This is a genomic window from Pantoea sp. B_9 (assembly GCF_008632015.1).
In the GTDB taxonomy this organism is placed as follows: domain Bacteria; phylum Pseudomonadota; class Gammaproteobacteria; order Enterobacterales; family Enterobacteriaceae; genus Pantoea; species Pantoea dispersa.
The window spans coordinates 182,609-195,221 of record NZ_VWVL01000002.1; the positions used below are offsets into that span (position 1 = coordinate 182,609).

The window sequence follows — 12,613 nt, forward strand, 5'->3', positions numbered from 1 at the left end:
CTACTTAGCGCGCAAAACCGGCGAAAATATTGAACAGCAGCGTGGAGACGTAATGGGCATTATTTTTGACAAGCCTTTGATTGGCGTAGTGATGTGCCAGAACCCCATCGGCAACCACGTTGGGCAGACCGTGCATAACAAATACCTCGACGCCGTGGTGCTGGCCGGTGGCGTGCCGCTGCCGTTACCGCATCAGCTGATGCACGCGCCGCAGCTATTAGAAAACAGTATGACGCTGCTGGACGGCATTTTGCTCACCGGCAGCCCAAGCAATATTGAACCCTGGCATTACGGTGAAGAGGGCCATGAGGCGCATGCCGATCCGTCGCGTGACCGCTTGTCCTTTGCGCTTATCACCCACGCCAGCGGGAAAAAGATGCCAATGCTGGGCATCTGCCGCGGTTTGCAGGAGCTGGTGGTCGCCAACGGCGGCGCGCTGCATCGCCAGCTGCATCAGACGCACCTGTTTCAGGAGCACCGCGAAGATGACAGCCAGCCGCTGGAGCAGCAGTACGCGCCGGCGCATCTGGTGCAGCCCGAACCTGACGGCCTGCTGAGCCAGCTGCTGGGTAGCGCTGCCGCGTTCGCGGTCAATTCTCTGCACGGCCAGGGCATCCGCGAGCCGGGTCCGCAGTTACGCATTGAAGCCCGCGCGCCGGATGGCCTGATCGAAGCCGTCAGCCTGCGCCAGCATCCGTTTGCGCTGGCGGTGCAATGGCATCCAGAGTGGCAATCCGATCGCGATCCGGTCTCGCGCCGTTTATTCGAGGCCTTTATCCACGCCGCAGCACGTTATCACAAGGAAAAGCAGCCATGAATGATGCCACTCTGGCGCCCGGACGACGCTTATCGCAAATCCGTCAGGAGTTGGGATTGTCTCAGCGTCGCGTCGCTGAGTTGTCAGGTTTAACACACAGCGCCATCAGTACCATTGAGCAGGATAAAGTCAGCCCGGCAGTCAGCACGTTACAAAAGCTACTCAAAGTGTATGGACTGTCGCTGTCGGAGTTTTTCTCGGAGCCGAAAGTGAATGCCACGCCGCGCATCATCGTACGCCCGGATGATTGCGTTGAGATCGGCAGCCTCGGTGTTTCTTTACAGCTGATTGATAACGGTGCGGCGAAGCGCGCGCTGGCCATGCTGCTGGAGCGCTACGAGCCGGGGGCCAGCACCGGTGAAAAGCTGCGCCATCCCGGAGAAGAGACCGGCACGGTGCTGGAGGGGGAAATCACCCTGGTGGTGAACGGTCAGAGTTATCACCTTAACCGCGGCGAAAGCTACGTGATTGATACCGGTTTGCCGCACAGTTTTACCAATACGTCAGATCAGCCGTGTCGCATTGTCAGCGCGCATACGCCCGCCAATTTCTGAGTTCACGCGCTACAGGAGGTTATGATGCACCACGTGCAAAGTTATTACGCCGCGACCGCCAACGCGCACGCGCCGTGGCCGCAGCTGCAGGAGAGCATTCAGTGTGACGTCTGCATCATCGGCGGCGGGTTTACCGGGCTCTCTTCCGCGCTGTTTCTTACCGAAGCCGGTTACGATGTGGTGGTGCTGGAAGCGGCCCGAGTCGGCTTTGGCGCCAGCGGCCGCAACGGCGGCCAGGTGGTGAATTCCTACAGCCGCGATGTCGATGTGATTGAGCAGCGCTACGGCAAACAGACTGCGCAGATGCTGGGCAGCATGATGTTCGAAGGGGCGGAGATTATCCGCGACCGTATCGATCGTTACGCCATCGCCTGCGACTATCGTCCCGGCGGCATTTTCGCAGCCCTCAACCAGCGCCAGATGGGGCATCTGCGCAGCCAGCAGGCCAGCTGGGCACGTTACGGCAACAGCGATCTGGAGCTGCTGGACGAGCGCGGTATCCGCCGTGAAGTGGCCACCGACCGTTACGTCGGCGGCCTGCTGGACCGGCGTGGCGGCCATCTGCACCCGCTCAATCTGGCGTTAGGTGAAGCCGAGGCGATTCGCCGGCACGGCGGCCGTATTTATGAGCAGTCGGCGGCGCTGGCAGTGACCTACGGCGCACCCAACCGGGTCAAAACCGCGCAGGGTGAAGTCAGCGCCACCTTTGTGATTTTTGCCGGCAACGCCTATCTGCCATCGCAACTGGAACCGCGACTGGGGCGCAAAAGCATGCCGTGCGGCTCGCAGATCGTCACCACCGAGCCACTGAGCCGCGATCAGGCGCTGGGGCTGATGCCAAATAACCACTGCGTGGAAGATTGTAACTATCTGCTGGATTACTTCCGCCTGACTGCCGACAACCGTCTGCTGTACGGCGGCGGCGTGGTGTACGGCGCGCGCGAACCGGAAGACATTGAGGCGTTGATCCGGCCCAAGCTGCTGCGCACCTTTCCGCAGTTGCGCGACGTGAAGATCAGCCATCGCTGGAGCGGTAACTTCCTGCTCACGCTGTCGCGTATGCCGCAGTTTGGTCAGCTGGAGAAGAATGTGTTCTTTATGCAGGGCGATAGCGGACATGGCGTGACCTGTACGCACCTCTCCGGCAAGCTGATCGCCGAAGTGCTGCGCGGCCATGCAGAACGGTTTGATGCGTTTGCAAAGCTGCCGCACCTGCCGTTTCCCGGCGGAAGACGCTTTAAGGTGCCACTGACGGCGATGGGCGCGGCCTGGTATGCGTTAAGGGATCGGCTGGGGGTTTAGGTGGGTGCGGTTTGCTGCCCTCACCCCGGCCCTCTCCCACGGGGAGAGGGAGAAGGATGGTGCCTTTATTTAAGCCGGGAGCAGTACCAGGAATGCGCGCTCGGGCGGTTCCCTCTCCCGCGGGCGGGAGAGGGTTAGGGTGAGGGCAACCCCGCACCGCCCCTACTCCAGCGGCATCTGCATCGGGTCATCGTAGCTGTACTCAAACCCCAGCTCGTGACAAATCTTCGAACCGTCAATCACCTTGCCGCTGGCGCGCACCGGCTCGGCAACAAACGTCGGTGGCACCAGGCCTAACTGCTTCGACACGCTCGGGTAAAAGCTGTCGCGTGACGGGTGTTTCGGAGCGCACAGGTTGTAAACATGCCCGCCTTTTGGCGTTTGCAGCAGCAGCACAATCGCGTCGACCACATCATCAAGATGCACCAGATTCACCGCGTGCGCGCCGTTTTCCAGGTTGGTTTTACCGGCGAGGAAACGCCCCGGATGACGATTCGGGCCGACCAGTCCGGCGAGACGCACGATATCCACACTGGTGCCCGGCAGGTCATGCAGCCAGTTTTCCAGCTCCACCAGCGTTTTGCCTGCCACCGTCTCCGGCTGCAGCGCACTGCTCTCTTTTCTCACGCCGTCGCCGCTGCCGTATACCGAGGTAGAGCTGGTAAAGATGATGCGCGGCACTCTATTCGCCAGCGCGGTATCGACCACGTTCTGCACCGCCTGCATGTAATCTTCGCCGCCCTGCACGGTGCGGCTGGCGGGCAGCGTCACCACCAGCGCATCCACCGCCATCAGCGCGGCCAAATCGTCTGCTTCACACTCCAGCTCCGGCGACAGCACCAGCTGAAACGCATCAATACCGCAGCGGCGCGCCGCATCGACGCCGTCGGGTGAGGTTTTGCTGCCGGTCACCTGCCAGCCGCGCGCTGACAGCGCCATCGCCAGCGGCATTCCCAGCCATCCCAGACCTACAATCGCCACCTTTTTCATATCGACTCCTGCTCTCCCGCGCTAAGACACCCCATCTTAGTGCCAGCGCGCCAGCCAGACCAGCGCAAACTGTTGCCGAAGGTTGCGAAAACTGACGTTAAAAAAGGGTTGCCAAGCGCCGCCATCTTCGTTAGGTTAATCAGCACGCAAATGAATACTCATTCAGCAACGGAATTTTTTATGACACGCGTTCAGTTCAACCACCATCATCACCATCACCCTGACTAGTCTTTCAGGCGATGTGTGCTGGAAGACGTTTAGGATCTTCCAGTGGTGCGAGCGCAAAGAGAGCCCCCGGAAGATCATCTTCCGGGGGTTTTTTTATGGGCGAACGCAACCCAAGACGCTTCAGACAGGATTGAATAAGAGGACAGGAACCATGTTAGATAACACCCGTTTACGCATAGCTATGCAGAAATCTGGCCGTTTGAGTGATGAATCACGCGAACTGCTGGCACGCTGCGGTATTAAAATTAACCTTCAGCAGCAGCGTCTGATTGCGTTTGCGGAGAACATGCCGATCGACATCCTGCGCGTGCGCGATGACGATATCCCTGGCCTGGTGATGGATGGCGTAGTCGACCTCGGTATCGTTGGCGAAAACGTGCTGGAAGAGGAGCTGCTGACGCGCCGTGCACAGGGCGAAGACCCGCGCTACTTTACGCTGCGCCGCCTCGATTTTGGCGGTTGCCGCCTGTCACTGGCAATGCCAGTCGATGCCGAGTACACCGGTCCGCAATGCCTGAATAATGCCCGTATCGCCACCTCTTACCCGCACCTGCTGAAGAAATACCTTGATAAACAAGGCATCGCGTTTAAATCCTGCCTGCTGAACGGTTCCGTTGAAGTGGCTCCACGCGCCGGTCTGGCAGATGCCATTTGCGACCTGGTGTCTACCGGCGCCACGCTGGAAGCTAACGGCCTGCGTGAAGTTGAAGTGATCTACCGCTCTAAAGCGGTGCTGATTCAGCGCGATGGCGAACTGCCAGCGGCGAAACAGCAGCTGGTGGACACGCTGATGACGCGCATCCAGGGCGTGATTAAAGCGCGTGAATCCAAATACATCATGCTGCACGCGCCGAGCGAGCGGCTGGAAGAAGTTATCGCCCTGCTGCCGGGTGCCGAGCGCCCTACCGTGCTGCCGCTGGCCGGTGAAGTGAGCCGCGTGGCGATGCACATGGTGAGCAGCGAAACGCTGTTCTGGGAAACCATGGAAAAACTGAAGGCGCTGGGCGCCAGTTCGATCCTCGTGCTGCCAATTGAAAAAATGCTGGAGTAACCGATGAGCGCAATCATGCAACCTATCGACTGGCAGGCGTGCAGTGCCGAACAGCAGCAGGCGCTGCTGCAGCGTCCGGCAATCTCGGCATCGGCCAGCATCAGCGCCACCGTGCAGGACGTGCTGGTGCAGGTAAAACAGCAGGGCGACGCGGCGCTGCGGGCGTTTAGCGCGCGCTTCGACAAAGCCCAGGTGGAGAATCTGCGCGTGTCCGCCGCTGAGATGCAGGCGGCCGGCGAGCGGCTGAGCGACAATTTAAAGCAGGCGATGGCAGACGCCATGGCGAATATCGAAACCTTCCACAACGCGCAGATTCTGCCGCCGGTGGACGTGGAAACCCAGCCGGGCGTGCGCTGCCAGCAGATCACCCGTCCGGTGAAGTCGGTCGGCCTGTATATTCCTGGCGGCTCGGCGCCGCTGTTCTCTACCGTGCTGATGCTGGCAACGCCGGCGCGCATTGCCGGCTGCGGCCGTGTGGTACTGTGCTCGCCGCCGCCGATTGCCGATGAAATTCTCTACGCGGCGCAGCTGTGCGGCGTGCAGGAAGTGTTTCAGGTCGGCGGCGCGCAGGCGATTGCCGCACTCGCCTTCGGCACAGAAAGCGTGCCGAAAGTGGACAAGATTTTTGGCCCGGGCAACGCGTACGTGACCGAAGCAAAACGCCAGGTCAGCCAGCGTCTCGACGGCGCAGCGATCGACATGCCTGCCGGTCCGTCTGAAGTGCTGGTGATTGCCGACGAAGGCGCGACGCCGGCGTTTGTCGCCTCAGATTTGCTGTCGCAGGCCGAACACGGTCCGGATTCCCAGGTGATCCTGCTGACGCCTTCACGGCAGCAGGCCGAAGGCGTGGCGCTGGCGGTTGAACAACAGCTGGCGCAGCTGCCGCGTGCCGCCACGGCCCGTCAGGCGCTGGAGAGCAGCCGCCTGATTGTGGCGCAGGATCTGGCGCAGTGCGTGGAAATCTCCAATCAGTACGGCCCGGAGCACCTGATTATTCAGACGCGCCAGCCGCGCGCGCTGGTTGAGGAGATCACCAGCGCCGGTTCGGTGTTCCTCGGCGACTGGTCGCCGGAGTCCGCCGGTGATTATGCCTCCGGCACTAACCACGTGCTGCCGACCTATGGCTACACTGCGACCTGCTCCAGCCTTGGGCTGGCCGATTTCCAGAAACGCATGACGGTACAGGAGCTGACGCCGCAGGGCTTCCTCAACCTCGCCGCCACCATTGAAACCCTCGCCGCCGCGGAACAGCTGGACGCGCACAAAAATGCCGTGACCCTGCGCGTCGCCGCCCTGAAGGAGCAAGCATGAGCAACAACGTTGAAGATTTAGCCCGCGCCAACGTGCGCGCGCTGACGCCCTATCAGTCTGCTCGTCGCCTCGGTGGCAACGGTGATGTATGGCTGAATGCGAACGAATTTCCGCTGCCGGTGCCGTTTGAACTGTCGCAGCAGACGCTGAACCGCTATCCGGAGTGCCAGCCAAAATTAGTCATTTCGCGCTATGCCGCCTATGCCGGCGTTCAGCCGGAGCAGGTGCTGGTGAGCCGCGGGGCGGATGAAGGGATTGAGCTGCTGATGCGCGCCTTCTGCGAGCCGGGCAAAGACGCCATTCTGTTCTGCCCGCCAACCTACGGCATGTACAGCGTCAGCGCCGAAACCATCGGTATTGAGTACCGCACCGTGCCGGCACTGGACAACTGGCAGCTCAACCTGCCCGCAATCGCGGACCAGTTGGACGGCGTGAAAGTGGTGTACATGTGCAGCCCGAACAACCCGACCGGCAATCTGATTGATCAGGATGACATCCGCCAGCTGCTGGCGATGACCGCCGGCAAAGCGCTGGTGGTGGCCGACGAAGCCTATATCGAGTTCTGCCCGCAAGCAACGCTGGCCGGCTGGCTGCAGGAGTTCCCGCACCTGGTGATTCTGCGCACGCTGTCGAAAGCCTTTGCGCTGGCTGGCCTGCGCTGCGGCTTTACGCTGGCCAACAAGCCGGTGATCGATCTGTTGCTGAAGGTGATTGCACCTTACCCGCTGGCGACGCCGGTGGCCGACGTGGCGGCGCAGGCGCTGAGCGAGCAAGGCATCGCGCTGATGCGTCAGCACGCGCAGCAGCTTAACGACAACCGCGCCTGGCTGTGCGAAGAGCTGCCGCAGCTGAGCGTAGTGCAGCAGGTCTTCCCGAGCGAAACCAACTATATTCTGGCGCGCTTCACCGACTCGCCAAAAGTGTTTAAAACGCTGTGGGATCAGGGCATTATTCTGCGCGACCAAAACAAAAACCCCGGCCTGGCGGGATGTCTGCGCATCTCCATTGGCACCCGTGAAGAGTGCGAGCGCCTGATCGCCGCGCTGCAAGCCTTATCTGTGGAGCAAGCATGAGTCAGAAGATCCTTTTTATCGACCGCGATGGCACCCTCATCTCTGAGCCGCCGACGGATTTTCAGGTGGACCGTATGGAGAAGCTGGCGTTTGAGAAGAACGCCATCCCGGCCCTGCTGGCGCTGCAGGAGGCGGGTTATCAGCTGGTGATGATCACCAACCAGGACGGCCTGGGCACTGAACGTTTCCCGCAGGCCGATTTTGACGGCCCGCACAACCTGATGATGCAGATCCTGCGCTCACAGGGCGTGAACTTCAGCGACATCCTGATCTGCCCGCATCTGCCGGAAGAGAACTGCGACTGCCGTAAGCCAAAGACCAAAATGGTCGAAGCCTGGCTGGCCGACGGCGCGCTGGATACCGCCAACAGCTATGTGATTGGCGACCGTCTGACCGACATCCAGCTGGCGCAGAATATGGGCATTCAGGGCCTGCGCTACGGTGCGGAAGGCGAAGACTGGGACGCGATTCAGGCGCGCCTGACCAAACGCGATCGTCACGCGCTGGTGAACCGCAACACCAAAGAGACGCAGATTAAAGTGGAAGTGTGGCTGGATCGCGAAGGCGGCAGCAAAATCAACACTGGCGTCGGCTTCTTTGATCACATGCTGGATCAGATCGCCGTGCACGGCGGCTTCCGCATGAACATTGAGGTGAAAGGCGACCTGTATATCGACGATCACCACACGGTAGAAGACACCGGCCTGGCGCTGGGCGAAGCACTGCTGAAGGCGCTGGGCGACAAGCGCGGCATCGGCCGCTTCGGCTTCGTGTTGCCGATGGATGAGTGCCTGGCGCGCTGCGCGCTGGATATCTCCGGCCGTCCGCACCTCGAATACAAAGCCGAGTTCAGCTATCAGCGCGTTGGCGACCTGAGCACCGAAATGGTCGAGCACTTCTTCCGCTCGCTGTCGTACGCCATGATGAGCACGCTGCACCTGAAAACCAAAGGCCGCAACGATCATCACCGCGTAGAAAGCCTGTTCAAAGCCTTTGGCCGCACGCTGCGTCAGGCGATTCGCGTTGAGGGCAACACCCTGCCGAGCTCGAAAGGAGTGCTGTAATGAACGTGGTGATTCTTGATACCGGCTGCGCCAACCTCTCTTCAGTTAAGTGGGCGATTGAGCGCCTTGGCTACACGCCCGCGGTGAGCCGCGATCCGGACGTGGTGCTGCGCGCCGACAAACTGTTTCTGCCCGGCGTCGGTACTGCGCGGGCGGCGATGGACCAGCTGCAGGAGCGCGATCTGATCGAGCTGGTGAAAGCCTGCACCCAGCCGGTGCTCGGCATCTGTCTCGGCATGCAGCTGCTCGGACGCGGCAGCGATGAGAACGGCGGCGTCAGCACGCTGGGCATCGTTGATGAGCCGGTATCGCTGATGGATACCCAGGGTTTACCGCTGCCACATATGGGCTGGAACCAGATCACCGCGCAGGCCGGCAATCACCTGTTCCGCAACATTCCGGACGGCAGCTACTTCTACTTTGTGCACAGCTACGCCATGCCGGTGAATGCCGCCACCATCGCCCAGTGCGACTATGGCCTGCCGTTCACCGCCGCCCTGCAGAAAGATAACTTCTTCGGCGTGCAGTTCCACCCGGAGCGCTCGGGTAAAGCCGGCGCGCAGCTGCTGAAAAATTTCCTGGAGATGTAATGATTATCCCCGCATTAGATTTGATCGACGGCAAAGTGGTGCGCCTGCATCAGGGCGACTATGGCCAGCAGCGCGATTACGGCAGCGATCCCCTGCCGCGCCTGCAGGATTATGAACGCCAGGGCGCGGAAGTGTTACATCTGGTGGATTTGACCGGGGCGAAAGATCCGGCAAAGCGCCAGATCCCGCTGCTAACCGCGCTTTTACGCGGCGTCAGCGTGCCGGTGCAGGTTGGCGGCGGTATTCGTCATCGTGACGATGTGGCCGCCCTGCTGGCAGCCGGCGCCACGCGCGTGGTGGTTGGCTCCACCGCAGTCAAGCAGCCGGAAGAAGTGAAAAGCTGGTTCAGCGAATTCGGTGCCGACGCCATTGTGCTGGCGCTTGACGTGCGCATTGACGCCAGCAATCGCAAAGAAGTGGCGATCAGCGGCTGGCAGGAAGCGGCAGGCGTGACGCTGGAAGAGGTGATTGGCTGGTACCAGCCGGTGGGCCTGAAACATGTGTTGTGCACCGATATTTCGCGCGACGGCACGCTGAGCGGCTCCAACGTGGCGCTGTATCAGGAAGTATCCCAGGCGTTTCCGGACATCGCGTTCCAGTCTTCCGGCGGCATCGGTTCACTGGACGATATCGCTGCCCTGCGCGGCAGCGGTGCACAGGGTGTGATTGTCGGTCGCGCCCTGCTGGAAGATAAATTTACGGTAGCGGAGGCAATTGCATGCTGGCAAAACGGATAATCCCCTGTCTGGACGTGCGTGACGGGCAAGTAGTGAAAGGCGTGCAGTTCCGCAACCACGAAATCATTGGCGACATCGTCCCGCTGGCGCAGCGCTATGCCCAGGAAGGCGCTGACGAACTGGTGTTTTACGATATCACCGCCTCTTCCGACGGCCGCGTGGTGGATAAAAGCTGGGTATCGCGCGTGGCGGAAGTGATCGACATTCCGTTCTGCGTCGCCGGGGGCATTAAAACCCCGGAAGATGCGGCACGCATTCTGCAGTTTGGCGCAGATAAGATCTCCATCAACTCGCCCGCGCTGGCCGATCCGACGCTGATTACCCGGCTGGCGGACCGCTTCGGCGTGCAGTGCATCGTGGTGGGCATCGATACCTGGTTTGATGAAGCCAGCGGCAAGTATCACGTCAATCAGTACACCGGCGACGAAGCGCGCACCCGCGTTACCCAGTGGGAAACGCTGGACTGGGTAGAGGAAGTGCAGAAGCTGGGCGCTGGCGAGATCGTACTGAATATGATGAACCAGGACGGCGTGCGTAACGGCTACGACCTGGTGCAGCTGAAGAAGGTGCGTGACGTGTGTAAGGTGCCGCTGATCGCCTCCGGTGGCGCAGGAACCATGGCGCACTTCCTCGAAGCCTTTGAGCAGGCAAACGTCGACGGCGCGCTGGCGGCTTCGGTGTTTCACAAACAAATTATCAATATCGGCGAGTTGAAAAACTTCCTGATCGACAACGGTGTGGAGATTCGCGCGTGTTAACTGCAGAACAACTGGCCAGACTGGACTGGGCCAAAACCGCGGGCATGATGCCCGTCATCGTCCAGCACAACGTCTCCGGCGAAGTGCTGATGCACGGTTATATGAACGAGGACGCGCTGCACAAGACGCTGGCCGACGGCAACGTCACCTTCTTCTCCCGCACCAAAAACCGTTTATGGACCAAAGGTGAAACGTCGGGTCACTTCCTCAAAGTGGTCAGCATCACGCCGGATTGCGATAACGACACGCTGCTGGTGCTGGCCAATCCGATTGGCCCCACCTGCCATCTCGGTACCTCGAGCTGCTTTTCGCCTGCCGCACCGGACTGGACGTTCCTGTATCAGCTGGAGCAACTGCTGGCCTCGCGTAAAAGCGCCGATCCGGCCAGCTCCTATACGGCGAAGCTGTACGCCAGCGGCACCAAGCGCATTGCACAGAAGGTGGGAGAAGAAGGTGTTGAGACCGCGCTGGCCGCTACCGTCAATGACCGCCACGAACTGACCAACGAAGCCTCCGATCTGCTGTACCATCTGCTGGTGCTGCTGCAGGATCAGGAGCTGGACCTCAGCACCATCATCAACAACCTGCGCGCACGCCATAAGTAACAATTGTGCGCCATGCTGCTCAATACGGGCTTTCTGGCTCGATTTTGAGCAGCATACTTCGCAAAAGAGTGCGATCAATTGCGCTTCATCAGAATGGAAACCCTCATGACCACGCATGAAAAACTGCTCGCCCTGCTCGATCAGCATAACGCCCGTTACCGACTCATGGAGCATGAAGCGACCGGAAAGTGTGAAGCTGTGGCCGCGATTCGTGGCACGGAAGTGGGACAAGGTGCCAAAGCGCTGGTGTGTCACGTCAAGGGCAACGGCATCAAACAGCATGTGCTGGCGGTGCTACCGGCCGACCAGCAGGCCGACCTGAGTAAAGTGGCAGCCGCCGTGGGTGGCCGTCGCGCCTCGCTGGCCTCGCCGGCTGAGGTGGATGCGCTGACCGGCTGCGTATTTGGCGCGATTCCGCCGTTTAGCTTTCATGCGGATTTACAGCTGGTGGTCGACCCGCTGCTGTTCGAGCGCTACGACGAAATTGCCTTTAACGCCGGGCTGCTGGAGAAGTCGGTGGTACTGCAGGTGGAGGATTACCGCGCACTGCATAATGGTAACGTGATGAAAATAATACTCTAATTGCCATACACCACGCTGAGCGGTACTCTCGATGACTTATCATCACGACAAAAGAAGACCGCAACTATGGCAAGTTCCCGTTTTACCGCCCGTCTGCGCCAGACGCTGGCACTGGCTGTGCTGGCAGGCTGCGCGTTCGGCGCTCAGGCAAAAATCGATCAGGTGCGTTTCGCCGTTGATCCTACCTATCCCCCTTTTGAATCCAAAACGCCGCAGGGCAAGCTGGTCGGGTTTGACATCGACCTCGGCAATGCGCTGTGCACGCAGATGCAGGCCAAATGCGTGTGGGTCGAGAGCCAGTTCGACGGCATGATCCCGGCGCTGAAGGCGCGTAAGTTTGACGCCATTCTGTCGGATATGGGTATCACCGAAGAGCGTCTGAAGCAGATCGACTTCACCGTGCCGCTGTATGACACCCACACCCAGCTGATTGCGCGTAAAGGCTCCGGCCTGCTGCCCACTGCGGAATCGCTGAAAGGCAAAACCGTGGGCGTGGAACAGGGCACCGTGCAGGAGCGCTACGCGCTGGCAAAATGGCAGCCGCACGGCGTGAACGTGGTGCCATATGGCGATCAGGCACAGGTCGAGAGCGACCTGATTTCCGGACGCCTTGACGTGGTGTTCACCGATGCCGCACAGGCCGCAAACGGCTTCCTGAAACATCCGCAGGGCAAAGATTTCGAGCTGGCTGGCCCGATTGTGCAGGATCCGATTATCGGCCCTGGCACCGCCATCGGCCTGCGCAAAGGCGACACCGAATTAAAAACCGCGCTGGACAACGCCTTCGCGGAGATCAAAAAGAACGGTACCTTTGATACCTTGCAGAAGAAGTATTTTGCGACGGATATCTCTATTAAGCCGTGATCGATGGGGCGGCGCATTTGCCGCCCTTTTTCCAGCAGAACTATAATTCCCTTCATCAATTTCATGCGGCGCGGCCACGAGCGTGCC

The 12,613-nt window shown here is 60.3% G+C and carries 15 protein-coding genes and 1 other annotated feature; of the genes, 14 read left to right on the plus strand and 1 reads right to left on the minus strand.

Annotated features, from left to right (window positions below; translation table 11 throughout):
- Positions 1-52 precede the first annotated feature (52 nt).
- Genes puuD through F3I21_RS07740 form a run of 3 tightly spaced genes read left to right on the plus strand, consistent with a single transcriptional unit; the run spans position 53 to position 2,673 of the window.
- Complete coding sequence (puuD, locus tag F3I21_RS07730) at positions 53-817, plus strand: gamma-glutamyl-gamma-aminobutyrate hydrolase (RefSeq protein ID WP_021509363.1); 765 nt, start codon at positions 53-55, stop codon at positions 815-817.
- On the plus strand, positions 814-1,371 hold the full coding sequence (gene puuR, locus F3I21_RS07735; protein WP_031280073.1) for an HTH-type transcriptional regulator PuuR: 558 nt from the start codon (positions 814-816) through the stop codon (positions 1,369-1,371). The genes puuD and puuR overlap by 4 nt, the downstream gene beginning before the upstream one ends.
- A gap of 21 nt (positions 1,372-1,392) precedes the next feature.
- Complete coding sequence (locus F3I21_RS07740) at positions 1,393-2,673, plus strand: FAD-binding oxidoreductase (protein ID WP_058771096.1); 1,281 nt, start codon at positions 1,393-1,395, stop codon at positions 2,671-2,673.
- A 162-nt stretch (positions 2,674-2,835) separates the two neighbouring features.
- Here the strand turns inward: F3I21_RS07740 and F3I21_RS07745 are convergent, their stop codons facing one another.
- Complete coding sequence (locus F3I21_RS07745; protein WP_150058644.1) at positions 2,836-3,663, minus strand: SDR family oxidoreductase; 828 nt, start codon at positions 3,661-3,663, stop codon at positions 2,836-2,838.
- 180 nt (positions 3,664-3,843) lie between these two features.
- On the opposite strand from F3I21_RS07745, the gene hisL reads away from it, so the two are divergent.
- The 11 genes from hisL (at position 3,844) to F3I21_RS07800 (ending at position 12,526) form a co-directional block, all read left to right on the plus strand.
- Positions 3,844-3,891: a his operon leader peptide gene (gene hisL, locus F3I21_RS07750; RefSeq protein WP_100396937.1), complete on the plus strand. Its 48-nt coding sequence runs from the start codon at positions 3,844-3,846 to the stop codon at positions 3,889-3,891.
- Positions 3,867-3,988, plus strand: a sequence feature (His leader region). It overlaps the preceding gene by 25 nt.
- Before the next feature lie 54 nt (positions 3,989-4,042).
- On the plus strand, positions 4,043-4,942 hold the full coding sequence (gene hisG, locus F3I21_RS07755; protein ID WP_031280070.1) for an ATP phosphoribosyltransferase: 900 nt from the start codon (positions 4,043-4,045) through the stop codon (positions 4,940-4,942).
- A 3-nt stretch (positions 4,943-4,945) separates the two neighbouring features.
- Positions 4,946-6,253 carry a histidinol dehydrogenase gene (gene hisD / locus F3I21_RS07760; protein WP_150058645.1) on the plus strand — a complete coding sequence of 436 codons (1,308 nt, stop codon included), beginning with the start codon at positions 4,946-4,948 and terminating at the stop codon, positions 6,251-6,253.
- A complete protein-coding gene (hisC, locus tag F3I21_RS07765) occupies positions 6,250-7,326 on the plus strand; it encodes a histidinol-phosphate transaminase (protein WP_150058646.1) in 1,077 nt (358 codons plus the stop codon). The genes hisD and hisC overlap by 4 nt, the downstream gene beginning before the upstream one ends.
- A complete protein-coding gene (gene hisB / locus F3I21_RS07770; protein ID WP_021509354.1) occupies positions 7,323-8,390 on the plus strand; it encodes a bifunctional histidinol-phosphatase/imidazoleglycerol-phosphate dehydratase HisB in 1,068 nt (355 codons plus the stop codon). Before hisC ends, hisB begins: the two co-directional genes overlap by 4 nt.
- Positions 8,390-8,980, plus strand: a complete 591-nt coding sequence (hisH, locus tag F3I21_RS07775) for an imidazole glycerol phosphate synthase subunit HisH (RefSeq protein WP_021509353.1) — start codon at positions 8,390-8,392, stop codon at positions 8,978-8,980. Before hisB ends, hisH begins: the two co-directional genes overlap by 1 nt.
- Positions 8,980-9,717 carry a 1-(5-phosphoribosyl)-5-[(5-phosphoribosylamino)methylideneamino]imidazole-4-carboxamide isomerase gene (gene hisA / locus F3I21_RS07780; RefSeq protein WP_150058647.1) on the plus strand — a complete coding sequence of 246 codons (738 nt, stop codon included), beginning with the start codon at positions 8,980-8,982 and terminating at the stop codon, positions 9,715-9,717. Before hisH ends, hisA begins: the two co-directional genes overlap by 1 nt.
- Positions 9,699-10,475 (plus strand): imidazole glycerol phosphate synthase subunit HisF, encoded by a 777-nt coding sequence (hisF, locus tag F3I21_RS07785; protein ID WP_021509351.1) that lies wholly within the window; start codon positions 9,699-9,701, stop codon positions 10,473-10,475. The genes hisA and hisF overlap by 19 nt, the downstream gene beginning before the upstream one ends.
- On the plus strand, positions 10,469-11,080 hold the full coding sequence (hisIE, locus tag F3I21_RS07790) for a bifunctional phosphoribosyl-AMP cyclohydrolase/phosphoribosyl-ATP diphosphatase HisIE (RefSeq protein WP_021509350.1): 612 nt from the start codon (positions 10,469-10,471) through the stop codon (positions 11,078-11,080). The genes hisF and hisIE overlap by 7 nt, the downstream gene beginning before the upstream one ends.
- A gap of 105 nt (positions 11,081-11,185) precedes the next feature.
- The gene (locus tag F3I21_RS07795; RefSeq protein ID WP_072209928.1) at positions 11,186-11,662 is read left to right on the plus strand and encodes a YbaK/prolyl-tRNA synthetase associated domain-containing protein; all 477 of its coding nucleotides are present in this window, start codon (positions 11,186-11,188) and stop codon (positions 11,660-11,662) included.
- A gap of 66 nt (positions 11,663-11,728) precedes the next feature.
- Positions 11,729-12,526: an ABC transporter substrate-binding protein gene (locus tag F3I21_RS07800; RefSeq protein WP_150058648.1), complete on the plus strand. Its 798-nt coding sequence runs from the start codon at positions 11,729-11,731 to the stop codon at positions 12,524-12,526.
- The last annotated feature ends 87 nt before the right edge of the window (positions 12,527-12,613 follow it).

What these genes read in the sequence shown, in the direction of transcription:
- F3I21_RS07745 (WP_150058644.1), bottom strand. Translation starts at nt 3,663, where the DNA reads ATGAAAAAGGTGGCGATTGTAGGTCTGGGATGGCTGGGAATGCCGCTG.
- F3I21_RS07795 (WP_072209928.1), top strand. Translation starts at nt 11,186, where the DNA reads ATGACCACGCATGAAAAACTGCTCGCCCTGCTCGATCAGCATAACGCC.
- hisC (WP_150058646.1), top strand. Translation starts at nt 6,250, where the DNA reads ATGAGCAACAACGTTGAAGATTTAGCCCGCGCCAACGTGCGCGCGCTG.
- hisD (WP_150058645.1), top strand. Translation starts at nt 4,946, where the DNA reads ATGAGCGCAATCATGCAACCTATCGACTGGCAGGCGTGCAGTGCCGAA.
- hisH (WP_021509353.1), top strand. Translation starts at nt 8,390, where the DNA reads ATGAACGTGGTGATTCTTGATACCGGCTGCGCCAACCTCTCTTCAGTT.
- hisA (WP_150058647.1), top strand. Translation starts at nt 8,980, where the DNA reads ATGATTATCCCCGCATTAGATTTGATCGACGGCAAAGTGGTGCGCCTG.
- puuD (WP_021509363.1), top strand. Translation starts at nt 53, where the DNA reads ATGGGCATTATTTTTGACAAGCCTTTGATTGGCGTAGTGATGTGCCAG.
- hisG (WP_031280070.1), top strand. Translation starts at nt 4,043, where the DNA reads ATGTTAGATAACACCCGTTTACGCATAGCTATGCAGAAATCTGGCCGT.
- hisB (WP_021509354.1), top strand. Translation starts at nt 7,323, where the DNA reads ATGAGTCAGAAGATCCTTTTTATCGACCGCGATGGCACCCTCATCTCT.
- F3I21_RS07740 (WP_058771096.1), top strand. Translation starts at nt 1,393, where the DNA reads ATGATGCACCACGTGCAAAGTTATTACGCCGCGACCGCCAACGCGCAC.
- F3I21_RS07800 (WP_150058648.1), top strand. Translation starts at nt 11,729, where the DNA reads ATGGCAAGTTCCCGTTTTACCGCCCGTCTGCGCCAGACGCTGGCACTG.
- hisF (WP_021509351.1), top strand. Translation starts at nt 9,699, where the DNA reads ATGCTGGCAAAACGGATAATCCCCTGTCTGGACGTGCGTGACGGGCAA.
- puuR (WP_031280073.1), top strand. Translation starts at nt 814, where the DNA reads ATGAATGATGCCACTCTGGCGCCCGGACGACGCTTATCGCAAATCCGT.